Genomic DNA, 15,739 nt, shown 5'->3' on the forward strand with positions numbered 1-15,739 from the left:
TCTCCGGCCGCTTCGCGGCCACCTCTCCCCCGCCTTTGGCGGGGGCGAGGAACCCAAGCTGGATGGCGGCCGGACACTCTCAGCAGATCCTTACTGGCCGTCCTTGTCCCTGAACGCCGCTTCGCCGGCAGCCGACACTTCTGCCCATTTCTGGTCGGGCGCGGCATCGTAATTGTCGTGCCAGTTCCACCAGCCGTAGAGCGGGGTCTGCGGATAGCCTTCGGGCGAGTCTTCCCAGATCTCCTGGCGGCCGAGCGGCGTTGCGTCGAGGTAGCTCCACACGGTGCCCATCGCCTCGTCCCCGCGGCTGTTGATGAAATAAGTGCGGAATACCCGGTCGCCGTCATGGATGAAAACGTTGTGGCCGTGCCATTCGTCGACGCCGAAGTCTTTGTCGAAGCTATCGGTGATGGTGTACCAAGGCATCTCCCAGCCCATCCGCTTCTTCAGCCGCGCAATGTCGGCCTGCGGTGCGCGCGAGGCATAGGCAAGCGTGGTGTTGCGGGCGTTGAGGTGGGCGAGATGGCCGACCTGGTCGGCGCCGAGCGAACAGCCGCGGCAAGCGTGATCGGGCCAGCCATGAACCCCTGGCTCGAAGAAGGCGCGGTAGACGATCAACTGGCGGCGGCCTTCGAACAAATCGAGCAGGCTCGCTTTGCCGTTCGGCCCCTCGAACACATAGGCCTTGTCCACTTCCATCCACGGCATGCGCCGGCGCTCGGCGGCCAGCGCGTCCTTGGCGCGCAGTGTGGCCTTCTCCTTCACCAGCAGTTCTTCGCGCGCGGCTTCCCACGCCTGCTGTGAAACGATTGGTGGGGTCTTCATTGCGATGTGCTTGGTCATTGCTCGTCTCCTTTGTCAGTCTGTGGCGCCAGCGCGGCGCGTTGTTGCTTGCGGATCGTGAGGCAGGGTAGGGCGATGAAGCGCCCCGGTGGGAGTTACAAGTGTGACGGGATTTGAATGGGCAGGCCCGCCGCAGCAGGGGTGGCGCCCGGCGCGCTCGACCGTGTCGTTCGTCGCGAGGAGAGGCAGATCGTCGGAGTCAGGCATTGTCGTTTGTCCTTTACGAGATGCTTAATATCGATACCTGAGATGCTCAGGCTACGAGTGCCGATATTGGCGTCAACGGCGGCCACGGCGCCTTCCGCCTGTCCTGATGGCTAGGTCATCATCCAAGTCATTGCTGTTTTCCCTGGTGTGCCGCCTGTTGCCGATACGGCTTGCTGGTTGGCGGTCATGACTTAAGTTAGGGCGGGCAGTGCAGGGGTGGGAGTTACAAGTGTGACGGGATTTGAATGGACTCGCTGATCACGGCAGCGGCATTGGCGCTGGCCGCGGGCGATCCACTCGGGGCGCTGGACCGCGTCGCCCTGCGCGAGGACGCGCCGGCGCTGGCGTTGCGCGGCATCGCGATGGCGCAGCTCGGCGACCTCGACCGCGCCAAGGCGCTATTGCGGCGGGCCGCGCGCGCCTTCGGTCCGAAGGAGGCGGTGGCGCGCGCCAGATGCGTCGTCGCCGAGGCGGAGATCGCGCTGGTCTCGCGGGACCTGGGCTGGCCCGCCAAATCGCTGGATGCGGCGCGGGCGACGCTGGAAAAGCATGGCGACCGGCTGAACGCCGCGCATGCCGGCCATCTCAAGGTACGGCGACTGTTGCTGATTGGCCGCCTCGACGAGGCAGAAGACGTGCTGGCCGGGCTCGACCCGGCGCCGCTTCCGCCGGCCTCGAGAGCCGCGCACGAACTGGCCGTCGCCGGCATCGCGATGCGGCGCCTCAAGACAAGGGCCGCGCGTACCGCGCTGGAGTGGGCGCGACACGCCGCCCGTCGGGCCGGCATTCCGGGGCTGATGGCCGAGGTCGACAACGCATTCCTGGCGCTGGACGCGCCGGCGGCGCGGCTGATCGCGCGTGGCCAGCAACGCCCCTTGCTGCTCGAGGAGGTCGAGGCGCTGCAGGCGTCGCCGGCGTTGGTCGTCGATGCCTTGCGCTATCTCGTTCGCCAGCAGGAAACCATGGTCTCGCTGGCAACGCGCCCGGTGCTGTTTGCACTGGCGCGTACGCTGGCCGAAGCATGGCCGGCGGATGTGTCGCGAGCGACGCTTATCGCACAGGCTTTTGGCGGCAGGCACGCCGATGAATCGCATCGGGCCCGATTGCGGGTCGAGATCGGCCGACTGCGCGCCGAACTGCGCACGCTTGCCGACATCAATGCCACGAGCCAAGGCTTTGCGCTGGCGCCGCGCCAGGCGCCCGAAGTGGTGGTGCTGGCACGGCCGATCGAGGAGCGGCACGCGGCGGTGCTGGCGTTGCTTGCCGATGGTGAATCCTGGGCGAGTTCGGCGCTGGCGCTGGCGCTTGGCACCGGCCAGCGCAGCGTGCAGCGGGCGCTCGAGCAGCTTGGCGAGGCCGGCAAGGTGCAGTCGTTCGGGCACGGCCGGGCGCGCCGCTGGATGACGCCGCCTGTGGCCGGTTTCACGACGACCTTGTTACTCCCGGCCCCGCTGCCGAACGGTTAGAGCATGATCCCTGAAAATGCCCGATCATCTCAGTGAGGACAAAGACATGAAACATTCAGCGGCCGAAATCCTGCGCGAATACGGACCCTTTCCGGGCGTCGACACCGTGCACGGGGTAAGCTTCGACGGGCGCAACGTCTGGTTTGCCTCCGGTGAGAAACTGAACGCCTTCGATCCGGAAAGCGGGCAGGCGCTGCGCTCGATCGATGTCGCCGCGCACGCAGGCACCGCCTATGACGGCCGTCATTTCTTCCAGCTTGCCGGGGATCGCATCCAGAAGGTCGACCCCGACACCGGCAAGGTGCTGGCCTCCATTCCGGCGCCCGGCGGCGGACGCGACTCCGGGCTCACCTGGGCCGAAGGAACGCTCTGGGTGGGCCAGTACCGGGAGCGCAAGATTCACCAGATCGACCCCGAGACCGGGGCAATCCTGCGCACCATCGAATCCAACCGCTTCGTCACCGGGGTGACCTGGGTCGACGGCGAGCTGTGGCACGCCACCTGGGAGGGCGAGCAGAGCGACCTGCGCCGCGTCGACCCGCAAACCGGCAAGGTTCTGGAGAAGCTCGACATGCCGGCCGGCATGGGCGTCTCGGGACTGGAATCCGATGGCGGAGAACGCCTGTTCTGCGGCAGCGTATCGGCCGGGGTGGTGCGGGCGGTGCGCCGGCCGAGATGAGCTCGCAACCGGCGAATTCGACCGCCGTCGACTGGTCGTTGCTCCTGTCGAACCTAGATAGGGCATGCGCCGGGCGGACCGCCCGGATCATTGTTTGCAAAGGACCAGCCATGCCTGAACAGATACCGTTGAACGACGGCTCCGCCATTCCCCAGCTCGGACTTGGCGTGTGGCAAGTCGACCAGGATATCACCGCCCGGGTGGTGGGTTGGGGGATCGAGGCCGGCTATCGTCTGATCGACACCGCCGAGGGCTATCGGAACGAGGATGGGGTTGGAGAGGCGATCCGCAGCTCCGGTGTGCCGAGAGGTGAGCTGTTCATCACCTCCAAGCTGCGCAACGGCGCACACCAGCGCGATGCGGCGCTGCGCGCCTTCGACGAGACGATGGAGAAGCTCGGCATAGAGCAACTCGACCTGTTCCTGATCCACTGGCCGGTGCCTAGCCAGGACAAATATGTCGAGGCGTGGAAGACGCTGGTCGAACTCAGGCAGGCCGGCCGCATCAAGTCGATCGGCGTTTCGAATTTCAACCAGGACCATCTGGAGCGGATCATCGGCGAGACCGGCGTGACGCCAGTGGTCAACCAGGTCGAGCTGCATCCCCAGTTCCAGCAGCGCGGTATCAGGGACTTTCATGCCAGCCACGACATCCGCATCGAAAGCTGGAGCCCGCTGGGCAGCGGTCGGCTGCTGAACGACCCGACCATTGCGGGCATTGCCGACAAGCATGGCAAGTCCGCGGCGCAGACGATCATCCGCTGGCACCTTCAGGAAGGACTGATCGTCATTCCAAAGTCGATCCGCAGGGATCGCATCGCCGCCAATTTCGATGTCTTCGATTTCGAGCTGGATGCGCAGGACCTGCAGACAATCCGGGGCATGGATTCGCCAAACGGCCGCACCGGCCCAAACCCCGCCACGGCGTCGTTCCTGTTCTGAGGGGAAGGCTCTCCCTTCTCCCCTTGTTTGTGGGAGAAGGGCGCCTGCCTCAAGATCGCTCGATGGGCTGGGCGCCGGCCAGATAGCGATCGTTGTCAAACGGCTCGGCTTGATTGCTTTGCAGATCCCAGAGTTGTCGGTGGGTCGCCGGGAGATCGCCCAGATAGACATGAAGCGCGCCGGACCGTGCGCTGCCGGTGTTGGCGACCGAATGCACGGTCTGCCGGGGCAGGTGCAGCACGGTGGGCGCGGTGAAGTCCTGCCGTCGCGGGGCATCGAGCTTGCTGGCGGCATCGGGATAGATGAAGTTCGTCTCGCCACCCCTGTAGATGCCGATCAGCGCGTCCATCAGGTGGTTGTGCGGCGGGTACTGCAGACCAGGCGACAGCGTGATGTGATAGATCGTCAAATTCCGGCTTGCATGGAGAAGCACCTCGTCGTCCTCTTCTTCATGAACGAGCACCCCCAAGGCATGGAGACGGTTCGTATGGTCGCCCAACACCGCCCTTATTCGTGCGAGGGGATCGGGACTTCCGGCGGCGTTGACGATATCATCGACGACGGCGTAGAGAGGCGAGCCAACCGGAACAGCCATTGCCAGTTATCCCTTTTGAGGTGACCAGATGATCATTCTGAGATGCTCAAAGCTACTTAAAGTCGATGGCGGCGTCAACCGGATCGCCAGAACGGAACAAGCATGACTCCTCGTGATTTGACTGCCGCATCGACGAAACCGGCACTGTCCGCCGGCACGGCCGCGGCGCCGTCGACCGCCGATCTGCTGCGCAGCGAGCAGGCGTATGAGCAGGTGAAGAGCGACATCGTCGCCTGCGTGCTGCGCCCCGGTGAAACGCTGACGGAAAAGCAGATTGGCGATCGATATTTGATCAGAAAGGCGACGATCCGCGCGGCGCTGACCCGGCTGATGCAGGAGGGCCTGGTCAGGAGCGAGCCGCGCCGTGGCTATGTCATCACGCCACTGACGCTGCGCGATGTCACCGAGATCTTCGATGTCCGCGGTCTGATCGAGCCGGAAGTGTTCAGGGTGGGTGCGTCGGGGCTCACCGAGCGGGGGCTCGAAGATGTCAGGCAGGCAGCCAGGAAGGTGCTGAAGCCGGAGACGCTGCGCAGCCACGTTGCATTCCTGGCGGCGGATCGTGCCTTTCGTCTTGCCTTGGCGGAGCTGTCCGGAAATTCGCGCCTGGCGCAGTTGCTGGGCCAGATACTCGACCAGTCGGAGAGGGCTCTCCACCTCGGATTCAGGTCGCGCGACTTCACGCAGCTGATCATCGGTCAGCAGAAGGACCTGGTTCATGCCTGCGAGGTGAGCGACGTTTCCGGCATCGTCAAGCTTGCCCGATCGCAGTGCCTCAATCTCAAGAAGCAGGTGCTCGAAGCCCTGCTGGCGGGCGCCAAGCTCCGGGAAACCAATCTGCAAGACTTCGCTTGATGGCCTGAGGCTTTGCGCCTCAAATCCCCGAGCCGTCGAGCTGCTGTGCGTCGTCACCCTCCCAGGGGGCCGGCATGGAGGCGCGGCTGAGATTGGCTGTCGGCAGCGGCATCCAGCATTTCAGTTCCGGTTCGGCGTATTCGACGACGCGTCCCGGCGAGGAGTCCGACGCGCGCCAGCCTTCGCTGGCGAACTGGTCGGCGCGCGACCAATAGGCGAGGTCGACTTCCGCCGGCCCCTGTTCGGACGGGCGAACCGTGACCAGGATGCGGCTGCCATCCCTCGGCGCCGTCGACATGTGGCGCCACCGTTCGGGCTCGTCCATCGCTTTTCCTCCTCGCACTTCCAGCGTCGGGGAAGTGTCGCCTCGCGCTCCGGGCCGGTCAACCCAAAGTTTGCGCCAGCGGGCTAGTCTCGACGATGTCGGAACTTGGCGGGATCAGGCGAGGTTGGCGACCGACATATACTGCGAGAGGGAACTTGAAAACGTCGGTCGCCAGGGGGCGGTTGGGACGCACCACGTTGGGGACGCGATGCAAGGTCAGGCTAAGCGGATGCGGCGCGGCTTCAATCGGAACGCCGTCACATGGTGAACAGGTGGTTACTATCCACAGGGTTTCCTTGTTGTCGATGATCCGGAGACGGTTCCTTGGCCTGTGCGCAACACGGCGCGGGCGGCCATGCGCGCTCGACGGGCTGTGATCGGGTTGATAAGCCCGTCTGCGAAAGGAGCGCCTGAGTCGAGATGACCGTTGCGATCGAGATGGGACACACGACCGCAGGCGCCGCGGCGACGCTCGATCTCGAGGAGCTGCTGGCGACGCGCCTTTTGGTGCAGGGCAATTCGGGCTCCGGCAAGTCGCATCTGTTGCGGCGGCTGCTGGAGCAGAGCGCCCCCTGGGTCCAGCAGACCATCATCGACCCCGAAGGCGACTTCGTGTCGCTAGGCGACCGTTTCGGCCATCTGGTGATCGATGCCGAGGAGCATACCGAGCGCGGCCTGCAGAGCGCCGGCGAGCGGGCGCGCATCCACCGAGTCTCCACCGTGCTCAATCTCGAGGGGCTCGACGCCGAGAATCAGATGCGGCGGGCCGCCGCCTTCCTCGGCGGGCTGTTCGAGGTCGCCCGCGACCATTGGTATCCGATGCTGGTGGTGGTGGACGAAGCGCAGCTGTTCGCGCCGGCGGTGGCCGGCGAGGTTTCGGACGAGGCGCGCAAACTCTCGCTTGGCGCGATGACCAATTTGATGTGCCGTGGCCGCAAACGCGGGCTTGCCGGCATCATCGCCACCCAGCGGCTGGCCAAGCTCGCCAAGAACGTCGCTGCCGAGGCGTCCAATTTCCTCATGGGCCGCACCTTCCTCGATATCGACATGGCGCGCGCCGCCGACCTTTTGGGCATGGAGCGGCGCCAGGCGGAGGCATTTCGCGACCTGGAGCGCGGCCAGTTCATGGCGCTCGGTCCGGCGCTGTCACGCCGGCCGCTCGGCCTGCGCATCGGCCCGACCGACACCAGTCCGCGCAACGGCACGCCGCGGCTGATGCCGCTGCCGGAAGCAGCGCTGGAGGACGCGCGCGCCATCATCCTGGCAGCGCCGCCGCCCGAGACGGTGCGGCCGCAGCGCCGGTCGTCGCCGGACCTGCTCGATCAACTGATGGCGGCGAAGTCGGCGGCACTCGAAATCCGCCCCGAGCCGGCGGAGCCGCAAATCAGCGCCGAGGACCTGGCCGAGCGCCGCGAGCGTGTGGACCGTGTGCTGCGCGCCATCCTGGCGCAGCCGGACGCGGGCTTCCGTGTCATCGGCGTGCTTTATCAAGAGTTCGTGGTGCGCTGCCGCATCGAGGGCCTTGCCTCGGTGGTGCCCGATCTGCCGGAGTTCCGCCGTATGCTGACGCGCGCCCGCGCCGGGCTCGGCTCCGACATGGCAGCAGGGGATGACGCCTGGCAGGACGTCTCGGTGCGCGCCTCACTGCTGCCTGATGATATGCAGGGCGTGTTCATGATGATCGCCAGGGCGGCGAAGGAGGGCTGGCCCTGCCCGAGCGATGCCGCGATCGCCCGCGCCTACGGCTCCCACTCGCTGCGCCGTGCCCGGCGTCTCCTCACCTACATCGAGGAGCAAGGCCTCATCGTCTGCCAGCTCGACGGGGTAGGCCGGCGTACCGTGACGCTGGTCGAACTCGCCTGGGCAACGGCCCCGGGCGACCCCAATGCCGAGGAGGCCGAGCAGGGACGCCTGGCGGTGTGAGGCGGGAGCCTCAGGTTTCCGGCCTGCCCGCGAATTTGCGCCAGTGCCGACAGTCGCCAGCAGCCGCTGGCCGCACCTTTTCGGAACCATGCGCCTCATACCTGATGTCTCGGTTTCGAGCGCCAATGTCGTTCAAAACCCGCCATTTCGCATACGCCCGCCGGCATTTTCCCGGCGAGAGTATGACCGCAGCTTGACGTACCGAGACGTCAAGATGCGGCCGATCTGGATGAGGTTCAGAAGCACAAAGAAGACATTCCAGCCGACCACGCTCATGAGTGGCGCCGGCTGGCTGTAGAAGTACACCGCGAGACAGATTGCTGCTGCAGTCGTTAGTATCCGCAGCCGCAAAATATCCAGCGTGAAGTAAGCGATCACATACATGATGTTCGTCATGTTTATAAGAATTTCCATTTTCCAATTCCATCTAGTTGCGAACGATCAAATGCGATCGTGCTTCAGATGCTCTCGAACGGCATACGAGATTGCATCGCGTCGAAGGCCTATGTCCTTCAGGATATGGTCTGGCAGAGCGCGTAAAGCCCTCTCGGTTCTGCGAGCCTTCAGCCCAATCGAAACATGCTTGAGGTAGTGAAACATTGTTTTCTCCATTCGGTAGGATTCGCGGCGCTGGTATGCGGGCATGCCGCCTCCAAGCACCCTCTGTTCATTGCCTGTTGGTTGCGCGATGCTGCCCCACGCTGATGACGTGAGGCAGCAACTGGACTCCGTCAGGCGGCCGCTGCTGAAATCGGATCATTTTGAAGGATGACGGTGTCGGCCACCGGGTAGAATTCCTCCCCCGGCATGCCGACGCGCTTGGCGTGATCCCGGATGGCCTCGCCGTCTTTCGCCTGGTAGATGCAGAAGGTGCCGATGCGCCCATCGGGTTCATTCACCACGTAACTGCGGATCCAGCGGACTTGGCCCGGCATCTGTTCCTTGGCGACCTTCGCTGATTTCGCGCCGGCGGCTTCGAGTTCCGGCAGAGATGCCCATGCGCTAGGGCGACGGATGACATAGAGGTTCACGATTTTTCCCTTTCGCTATCGCGCCGACCCATTGTCGGCGCCGCTGGTGCCATGCGTGTCTGCATGACGGGGAAAAATTACCTCCTGAGGGGACTGACCGTCCTTATCTCGAGCTTATCTTTGGCTGATCTTCGCCCTGGATAGGCGGCAAGAGCTGATCCGTAGCTCATCGCAGCATGCAAGCCAGCCGCGCTCAGGTGATGAGCTCTTGCCTGGGGCCATCGATGAGCGATTGGCTATCGGGCAAAAGGCTGTGGCGAAGCAGTGCGGCTTCTTGGTCCAGGCGCTGCGATCCCAGGTGACGAGCCGATCTTTCTGCCGCCGTGATCTCTACTTTCGCGCCGCTGACGTCGCCCGAGCCGAGCAGAGCTCTTGCCAACTGCAGGCGGATCCTCGCCGCATGATAATCGACACCGGCGCTTGTCCAAAGTTGCCGGGCCAACAGCAGAAGGCGATTTTTGTTCGGGTCGTCTGGCTTGCAGAGTGCAGCCTTTGTTTCGGCTATCAACGCCTGTGTCGCCGGTTGTCGCCAGCGTTGTGGTTGTGCATCGATTTCGGTCAGATAGATTGAGGCTTGGTTCGAGCGTCCGCCGCGTGCTGCAATGCAGGCTGCATTGACCAACAAGTTTCCGCGCCGCTGAAGATGGAACCATGACACCCCTTGTAAGACACGGTCAATTGCAGCGAGCGCACCTTCCAAGTCGCCGCTTTCGAACAACAGCAAGGCATTGCCCGGTTCCGCGTCCCAGCCGAGTGCATAGGCCTGATCGTAGTCAGCTCGCGCCGACGCGAGATCGCCGATCATGGCGAAGATATCGCCACGGACCCGAAAGCCCTCGCCAAGCGACCACGATTCCTCTGCAGAAAGTTTGGGAAGCGCCTCATTTATGCAAGCCAGGGCCTCAGGCAAAATCTGTTGCGCCGCAACCACTTCGGCACGATGAAGGTCACAGGCCCCTGATGTTTGGGCAAAGCTTGCGGTACACCAGCTTTCAAAACCCTCACTCCACTGGCGAGCACGCGACCAATCGGCAAAGGTCCTGCAGCTCCAGAGGATGTTGCAATAGACCAAGCTACCGGTGATCGGGTCCACCTGGCTCGACAACGCGATCGCCGCCGCATGGTTTTGCTGCTCGTTGCCCTCCTCGATCTTCCCAAGCGCCAGGTTGTAAAATCCCTTGTAGGTCAGGGTCAGGGCTCGCAGGCCTGGGTCATCGCAATGTTCAGCTATCGAGTGGGCGGCCGAAGCCAACTGAAGCGCTTCCTCAGGGCGGCCGCCTGAGGATGCAAGACGCGACTTCATCCATAGCAGATACGATTCCGTGCTCGCGTCCTTGGACTGAGAAAGAAGCGAAGCAGCACGTTCCAGCCATCCCTCCGCAACGGCAGCCGCTCCCCGTTCGGCTTGGATCTTGGCAAGTGTCACGGCGGATCTGGCGGCGCGCGCTGAATCCCCAGCCTCGATATGAGCAGCAACGGCGCGGGTCAGCATAGGGATCGCCTCGGTCGGCCGCCCTCCGCATTCAACGACCAAAGCCCAAAGATCGATATCGGCCGGAGAGAGAGCCTCGATATCCGCAAGACCTGCGAAGAGCTTTGCAGCCGCACTCCAATCGCGTGCCGCCGCTAGCCTGCGGGCCTGCGCAAGGTTGTCATCCCCCGCGAACGTGGCAGGCCGCACGTAGCCCAGTCCTGGCTCATCGATTGCGAAGCGATAGCCGTGGCGGACGTAGCTGTGTATTGCGTCCTGCAATCCGCCTGCTGCAAGCGCCTTGCGTGTAAGGCTAACCACCCGCTGAAGCGACGCTTCAGTCACAATGACATCCGGCCAAAGAGCGTCCATCAACTCCTCTTTGGGTACAACTCTGCCTGCGTTGCGAACCAGATACACGAGCAAGTCAAAGACAAGCGGCTGGATTTTCTGCCCAACGCCCTCCAGGGACAGTTTGCGGGCAGCTTCATCAAGTTCGAATTGTCCAAACGAATGGTGCATCGCCGTCTTCCGATGCTGCAGTCTACCTTATCGGTCCCAGATATGGGAGCGGCCCCGTTCTAGTTGACGGCAACCGGACTTAAGCTTGCAAAGTGACTGTCATTCTTGTGGTTCACGGAGCGTGTCTTGCTTGGCGAAAGATGCACAGACGATGCGAGATCGCCCAGGACAGACCTTCGGCGGTCGCACGGTTATCAACTGCTTCGCGCACCCTCTGAGGACATTCACTGGCTTGAAATGAAATGCGCTGCAGGGTTGGCACTGCCAGTGGCAAATCAGGCCCGGAGCCGCCACATGCGCACACGACCTGTGCCCCGCAATTCCGTCTCCTCGAGTGGGTCGCAAGCGAAATCTGGTCCAAGCAGTGTGTGAGTTGCATCCGAAATACGGATCTCATCGGGCTCGGCGGACGTTTGAATCCGTGAGGCGAGATTGACGGTGTCGCCCCACAGGTCATAGGCAAACCGCTTTTTGCCTATGACGCCGGCGACGATCGGTCCGGAGTGAATTCCAATTCTCAGTCTTAGCGGCTCTCCCGCGAAGCGTTCGCGCCGACCCGCCTCGCGCAGTTCAAGTGCATAGTGCGCAAGGGCTTCCGCATGATCGGATCGCGCGGCGGGCAGGCCGGCAACCACCATCACACAATCGCCGATTGTCTTGATCTTTTCGCAGCCATATCGTTCCGAGAGCTGATCCGCCACCTTGAAGAAGTAATTCAAGATAGCGAGCGTCGTCACGGCTCCGACGCTTCGCGCTCTTTCCGTAAAACCGACGATGTCGGCAAAAAGCACACTCACCTCCGCGTGGTTGTCCGCAATCTGTTCGTGCGCCTTTAGCCGCTCCGCGATGGACGCCGGCAGAATGTTGAGGAGCAGGGTTTCGGCGCGCTGGTATTCACGCGACAATCCCTCCTGGCTCTCCCTCAACGCCTCGTTCGTCGATCGTAATTTCTCGTTGAGTTGACGCTCCCTCTCTTGCAGGAGCGTCATTTCATAGGCCTTCTGTTGAAGCCGCTGCCTGTTGTCGCGTTCGGCGGTGGCGTCAAGAACGAGCAGCCACACGCAGTCATCGTCAGCAAAAAGATGAAGGTCCGCGACACGCCCGCCGGGCAGTTCGATCATGGCCATATGAAATGGAAGCTCCGGGCAAGGCAGCAAGCCTTCCATGAATGCGAGCTGATCGGCAACAGGCTTACCAATGCGAAGTGATGAGAGTTCGTAATGTTTAAGATTGCCGCCCTTCGCAACTATGCAAAGCTCTGCGTCAATTTTCAGATACGCGACAGAGTGCTCACGATAGAAGAAGTTGAAAATCCAGCTTCTGACTTCTCTTGGCAATCCATGCATGGTCTATTCGGTGACCATCGAAGCAAGCTGACGAAATGCATCATCGACACATTCACCTGAAAGCGCGCTTGTCAGATAGATTTGCCATCCAAGCTGCCTCAGTCCGTCAATCTCACTATCCGGTATTGCCCACCGATCGGCCAGATCGGATTTGTTGAACAGCAACACGAACGGCATAGGTCCGAATTCGGCCTCGACCCGCTCGCGCAGCGTGAGCGCCACGGCAAGGGTTGCGGCGCGGGTTCCATCGACGACAAGCACGAGCCCGGTCGCACCTCGCACATAGCTGACGCGGAATGAGCCGATATCGTCTTCGCCGGCCAAATCCCACAAAATCAGATCCACGGTTTTATCCGGGAGTACGACACTCTTCTTGTCGATTTTCACTCCCACCGTGGTCAAGTAGGTTTCCGAAAAGATGCTTTGCACAAACCTGCGCACCAGGCTCGTCTTTCCGACAGCGAACCCGCCCAACATGCAGATCTTTTTTTGCAGCATCGTGGGCCCCGCCCTAGTCCAGGTTTACCGTAACCGAAACCCGGCGATTGGTGGAGCTACCAGTTTGAATATTTTCAGGCACCAACGGCTCAAAAGTTCCCGCGCCCCGAACCAGCAGCAGTTCCGGAGGGACGCCGCGCTTGTTAAGAAGCGCGCGAACTGTCTCAGCGCGGGCGGCGCTGATCGACGCGTTGGCCGTCTCACGGCCAGTGGCGTCCGAATGCCCGGTTAACATGAACCGCGCTGTTACGCCTGACTTGCGGGCATTCTGGGCGAATTCCTTGATTTGATCCGCCAACCTGTCGAGAACCGGCACCTGCTCTGGTCCCGGCACAACTTTGCCGGACGAGAAGAAAATATCGGTCGTCTGGATGGCTTCTCTCAAATAATTAAGTTCTGCAAGGTTCAGCTCACGCAGCTGCGAGACATCCAGAACCACTCCGTCCGCCGAAAGTTGCTCGGAGGCGGCCTGCGCCCGGGTGATCCAGGCGGCAGGGGCCTCACCCACGACAACGATGCGACCCTGGACGATCGAAACCTGAACCGATTTCGGCGGGGTCAGCGACGCCGTCAGCCGCTTCACCACGAACTTCGGATCAAGGCTCTGATAGAATTGCCACTGTGAATGAACGCGGGCAGGATCAACCTCCGTTCCGGACAGCAGAGCCTGCGGGTCGGCGGCAAGCGGGTCTCTCAGGCCGGAAATGTAGAAATGTCCACCCCTCGCCGTTTGTTGGGCGACTATGATTCCCGGTTGGGCCTCAAGTCGCGACACATAATATTGCCAGTGCTCTGCCGCTCGTGCGTCGGGGCTCACATCACGAACCTTGGAGATGTCGAATTCCGGTCCGCCTGCCGAAAGCTGTCGGGCTGCTGCGCGCGCCTTGTCTATCCAGGTGTCGGGAGCCTCACCCTCGGCAACGATGCGATCATTGACGATTGAAAGTCGTACTGTATCCGGCGGATACAGCGACGCTGTCAGCCGCTTCAACACGAACTCCGGCTCAAGGCTCTGATAGAATTGCCACCGCGAATGAACCCGGGCGGGATCTACCTGCGTTCCGGACAGCAGCGACTGCGGGTCGGCGGAGAGCGGGTCTCTCAGGCCGGCAATATAGAATTGGCCATCGCGTATCTTTTGATCTGAAACGATGATGCCCGGCTGGGTCCCCAGCCGCGACACATAAGCCTGCCAGCGCTCCGCCTCGCGTGCTTCGGGGCTAACATCACGAACCCCGGAGATATCGAAGACCGGCCCGCCTGCCGAAAGCTGCTGGGCGGCGGCCTGCGCCCGGTTGATCCACGTGTCGGGAGCCTCGCCCTCGGCAACGATGCGACCGTTGACGATCGAAAGTCGTACTGTATCCGGCGGGGCCAGCGACGCCGCCAGCCGCTTCAACACGAACTCCGGCTCAAGGCTCTGATAGAATTGCCACTGCGAATGAACGCGAGCGGGATCGACCTGCGTTCCGGACAGCAGCGACTGCGGGTCGGCGGAGAGCGGGTCTCTCAGGCCGGCAATATAGAATTGGCCATCGCGTATCTTCTGATCTGCAACGATGATGCCCGGCTGGGCCCCCAGTCGCGACACATAGGCCTGCCAGCGCTCCGCCGCGCGCGCTTCGGGGCTCACATCACGAACCTTGGAGATATCGAAGACCGGTCCGCCTGCCGAAAGTTGTTGGGCGGTGGCACGCGCCCGGTCGATCCACGTGTCGGGAGCCTCGCCCTCGGCAACGATGCGACCGTTGACGATCGAAAGTCGTACTGTATCCGGCGGGGCCAGCGACGCCGCCAGCCGCTTCAACACGAACTCCGGCTCAAGGCTCTGATAGAATTGCCACTGCGAATGAACCCGGGCGGGATCGACTTGCGTTCCGGACAACAGCGACTGCGGGTCGGCGGCAAGCGGGTCTCTCAGGCCGGCGATATAGAATTGGCCGCCGCGCATCTGGTGTTCCGCAACGATGATGCCCGGCTGGGTCTCCAGTCGCGACACATAGGCCTGCCAGCGCTGCCCGGCTTGCCAGGAAAGAAAGAACCAACCGCCTGCAGGTACCAAAACCAGCAGGACTGCAGCCACCACCAGCCACGGAAATCCCTCGTTTGAATCCTCGTGCTTCAGTTCAACACAGGTCTGTAGCTGCGCCTCTACGCCGGCCAACTGCGAACTGTCGCCGTCAAACTGCTCTAGAGCTTCTGAGCTCTCATCGTGGATGCGAAGCAGTACGTCGCGAATTATTTCATGTAATTCCTCTGGCGGATTTCCGCGGATCACCGCAACCAAGGTCGCAAACGGTCCAACTTCCGACCAAAGGCGAAGCTCCCCGAAACGGATAGTGTCCAGTCCGCTCTGTTCTTTCTCGTTGAATGAGTCTTTTACAAAATCTTGAATTGCACTAAGCATCGAAGAAATTAGTTGAGGGTCTTCGCTCGTTGCATTTTCGGCGGCTACATGTGTAATCAATAGCCCGGAATTTCGGTTAATGAGAAAGACATGCTCTACTTGATAGGAGAGGGAATGCTTAAGGACAACTTCTGAGAAGCTCGTTCCTGTCCTCCAGGCTTCAAATCTCCACTTAAGTCCATGCCAGGTAAATATATGCCTTAAAGATTCGTTCAGCGACTGAAAGGTCTGGTCGATCTTTTCGCCGATCGACTTGCGAATAGCCGGCAGAAACACCGGGTATAATATATCCGTCAGCGTGCGCGGGTTCTTCTGGATGGACCGTCGCACGGCCCGCTCGACAACTGGCGCAAAGGCCTCGCCGAGTTGCGCATGAGACGCCGATGCGGCTGCGCTGGGGAGAACGTCCCCCACTGCGGCCGCAAGCTGCTCGGGTTCGTCGAGCAGGTGCGTAACGCGTGAAAGCTCAGAAATTTCGCGGCCGACCAGCAGCTCGCGAAGTGTGTCCATGCGATGGTCGGCGGCTGGAACGTCGAAATGCGCATGATTGTCCGGATCGACGTTCCGGGCAATTTCGACCAACAGCCTAGCCAGAGCCTCGCGATCAATCTCGGTATCGTTCGAGGCTGT

Annotated in this window: 15 protein-coding genes; 5 read left to right on the forward strand and 10 right to left on the reverse strand. The window is 62.1% G+C overall.

Going from position 1 to position 15,739, the window contains the following annotated elements; all coding sequences use genetic code 11:
- Nucleotides 1-90: 90 nt before the first annotated feature.
- The gene (locus AC1DZP_RS08745; protein WP_477301622.1) at nucleotides 91-843 is read right to left on the reverse strand and encodes a DUF899 domain-containing protein; all 753 of its coding nucleotides are present in this window, start codon (nucleotides 841-843) and stop codon (nucleotides 91-93) included.
- A 452-nt stretch (nucleotides 844-1,295) separates the two neighbouring features.
- Here AC1DZP_RS08745 and AC1DZP_RS08750 point away from each other — a divergent pair, with 452 nt between their 5' ends.
- The 3 genes from AC1DZP_RS08750 (at nucleotide 1,296) to AC1DZP_RS08760 (ending at nucleotide 4,136) form a co-directional block, all read left to right on the forward strand.
- Nucleotides 1,296-2,516 carry a helix-turn-helix domain-containing protein gene (locus AC1DZP_RS08750; protein ID WP_477301624.1) on the forward strand — a complete coding sequence of 407 codons (1,221 nt, stop codon included), beginning with the start codon at nucleotides 1,296-1,298 and terminating at the stop codon, nucleotides 2,514-2,516.
- A 46-nt stretch (nucleotides 2,517-2,562) separates the two neighbouring features.
- Entirely contained in the window at nucleotides 2,563-3,195 is a 633-nt protein-coding gene (locus AC1DZP_RS08755) for a Vgb family protein (protein WP_477301626.1), read from the forward strand.
- Between the two features lie 110 nt (nucleotides 3,196-3,305).
- Nucleotides 3,306-4,136, forward strand: a complete 831-nt coding sequence (locus tag AC1DZP_RS08760; RefSeq protein ID WP_477301628.1) for an aldo/keto reductase — start codon at nucleotides 3,306-3,308, stop codon at nucleotides 4,134-4,136.
- A 49-nt stretch (nucleotides 4,137-4,185) separates the two neighbouring features.
- Here the strand turns inward: AC1DZP_RS08760 and AC1DZP_RS08765 are convergent, their stop codons facing one another.
- On the reverse strand, nucleotides 4,186-4,731 hold the full coding sequence (locus AC1DZP_RS08765; RefSeq protein WP_477301630.1) for an autotransporter: 546 nt from the start codon (nucleotides 4,729-4,731) through the stop codon (nucleotides 4,186-4,188).
- 102 nt (nucleotides 4,732-4,833) lie between these two features.
- Here AC1DZP_RS08765 and AC1DZP_RS08770 point away from each other — a divergent pair, with 102 nt between their 5' ends.
- Nucleotides 4,834-5,586, forward strand: coding sequence for a GntR family transcriptional regulator (locus AC1DZP_RS08770; protein ID WP_477301632.1), 753 nt, complete (start codon nucleotides 4,834-4,836; stop codon nucleotides 5,584-5,586).
- A 19-nt stretch (nucleotides 5,587-5,605) separates the two neighbouring features.
- Here AC1DZP_RS08770 and AC1DZP_RS08775 read toward each other — a convergent pair whose 3' ends face one another.
- On the reverse strand, nucleotides 5,606-5,911 hold the full coding sequence (locus AC1DZP_RS08775; RefSeq protein ID WP_095091288.1) for a hypothetical protein: 306 nt from the start codon (nucleotides 5,909-5,911) through the stop codon (nucleotides 5,606-5,608).
- A gap of 420 nt (nucleotides 5,912-6,331) precedes the next feature.
- Between AC1DZP_RS08775 and AC1DZP_RS08780 the strand changes: the two genes are divergently transcribed.
- A complete protein-coding gene (locus AC1DZP_RS08780) occupies nucleotides 6,332-7,834 on the forward strand; it encodes a helicase HerA domain-containing protein (RefSeq protein WP_477301634.1) in 1,503 nt (500 codons plus the stop codon).
- Between the two features lie 132 nt (nucleotides 7,835-7,966).
- Here the strand turns inward: AC1DZP_RS08780 and AC1DZP_RS08785 are convergent, their stop codons facing one another.
- The 7 genes from AC1DZP_RS08785 to AC1DZP_RS08815 form a co-directional block, all read right to left on the reverse strand.
- The gene (locus AC1DZP_RS08785) at nucleotides 7,967-8,248 is read right to left on the reverse strand and encodes a hypothetical protein (protein WP_477301636.1); all 282 of its coding nucleotides are present in this window, start codon (nucleotides 8,246-8,248) and stop codon (nucleotides 7,967-7,969) included.
- A gap of 27 nt (nucleotides 8,249-8,275) precedes the next feature.
- Complete coding sequence (locus tag AC1DZP_RS08790) at nucleotides 8,276-8,479, reverse strand: DUF1127 domain-containing protein (protein WP_477301638.1); 204 nt, start codon at nucleotides 8,477-8,479, stop codon at nucleotides 8,276-8,278.
- An 86-nt stretch (nucleotides 8,480-8,565) separates the two neighbouring features.
- The gene (locus AC1DZP_RS08795) at nucleotides 8,566-8,865 is read right to left on the reverse strand and encodes a nickel-binding protein (RefSeq protein ID WP_477301640.1); all 300 of its coding nucleotides are present in this window, start codon (nucleotides 8,863-8,865) and stop codon (nucleotides 8,566-8,568) included.
- Between the two features lie 193 nt (nucleotides 8,866-9,058).
- A complete protein-coding gene (locus tag AC1DZP_RS08800) occupies nucleotides 9,059-10,858 on the reverse strand; it encodes a winged helix-turn-helix domain-containing protein (protein WP_477301642.1) in 1,800 nt (599 codons plus the stop codon).
- A 275-nt stretch (nucleotides 10,859-11,133) separates the two neighbouring features.
- A complete protein-coding gene (locus AC1DZP_RS08805; protein ID WP_477301644.1) occupies nucleotides 11,134-12,204 on the reverse strand; it encodes an adenylate/guanylate cyclase domain-containing protein in 1,071 nt (356 codons plus the stop codon).
- A gap of 3 nt (nucleotides 12,205-12,207) precedes the next feature.
- Nucleotides 12,208-12,702, reverse strand: coding sequence for a Rab family GTPase (locus AC1DZP_RS08810; RefSeq protein ID WP_095091295.1), 495 nt, complete (start codon nucleotides 12,700-12,702; stop codon nucleotides 12,208-12,210).
- A gap of 13 nt (nucleotides 12,703-12,715) precedes the next feature.
- Complete coding sequence (locus AC1DZP_RS08815) at nucleotides 12,716-15,691, reverse strand: OmpA family protein (RefSeq protein WP_477301646.1); 2,976 nt, start codon at nucleotides 15,689-15,691, stop codon at nucleotides 12,716-12,718.
- Nucleotides 15,692-15,739 lie beyond the last annotated feature (48 nt).

This window comes from Mesorhizobium sp. P2_F8, from assembly GCF_056403655.1.

Bases quoted from the DNA above. Each gene is read 5' to 3' on its own strand.
- AC1DZP_RS08755 (WP_477301626.1), top strand. From the start codon at position 2,563: ATGAAACATTCAGCGGCCGAAATCCTGCGCGAATACGGACCCTTTCCG.
- AC1DZP_RS08785 (WP_477301636.1), bottom strand. From the start codon at position 8,248: ATGGAAATTCTTATAAACATGACGAACATCATGTATGTGATCGCTTAC.
- AC1DZP_RS08810 (WP_095091295.1), bottom strand. From the start codon at position 12,702: ATGCTGCAAAAAAAGATCTGCATGTTGGGCGGGTTCGCTGTCGGAAAG.
- AC1DZP_RS08780 (WP_477301634.1), top strand. From the start codon at position 6,332: ATGACCGTTGCGATCGAGATGGGACACACGACCGCAGGCGCCGCGGCG.
- AC1DZP_RS08770 (WP_477301632.1), top strand. From the start codon at position 4,834: ATGACTCCTCGTGATTTGACTGCCGCATCGACGAAACCGGCACTGTCC.
- AC1DZP_RS08760 (WP_477301628.1), top strand. From the start codon at position 3,306: ATGCCTGAACAGATACCGTTGAACGACGGCTCCGCCATTCCCCAGCTC.
- AC1DZP_RS08750 (WP_477301624.1), top strand. From the start codon at position 1,296: ATGGACTCGCTGATCACGGCAGCGGCATTGGCGCTGGCCGCGGGCGAT.
- AC1DZP_RS08765 (WP_477301630.1), bottom strand. From the start codon at position 4,731: ATGGCTGTTCCGGTTGGCTCGCCTCTCTACGCCGTCGTCGATGATATC.
- AC1DZP_RS08775 (WP_095091288.1), bottom strand. From the start codon at position 5,911: ATGGACGAGCCCGAACGGTGGCGCCACATGTCGACGGCGCCGAGGGAT.
- AC1DZP_RS08745 (WP_477301622.1), bottom strand. From the start codon at position 843: ATGACCAAGCACATCGCAATGAAGACCCCACCAATCGTTTCACAGCAG.
- AC1DZP_RS08790 (WP_477301638.1), bottom strand. From the start codon at position 8,479: ATGCCCGCATACCAGCGCCGCGAATCCTACCGAATGGAGAAAACAATG.
- AC1DZP_RS08805 (WP_477301644.1), bottom strand. From the start codon at position 12,204: ATGCATGGATTGCCAAGAGAAGTCAGAAGCTGGATTTTCAACTTCTTC.
- AC1DZP_RS08800 (WP_477301642.1), bottom strand. From the start codon at position 10,858: ATGCACCATTCGTTTGGACAATTCGAACTTGATGAAGCTGCCCGCAAA.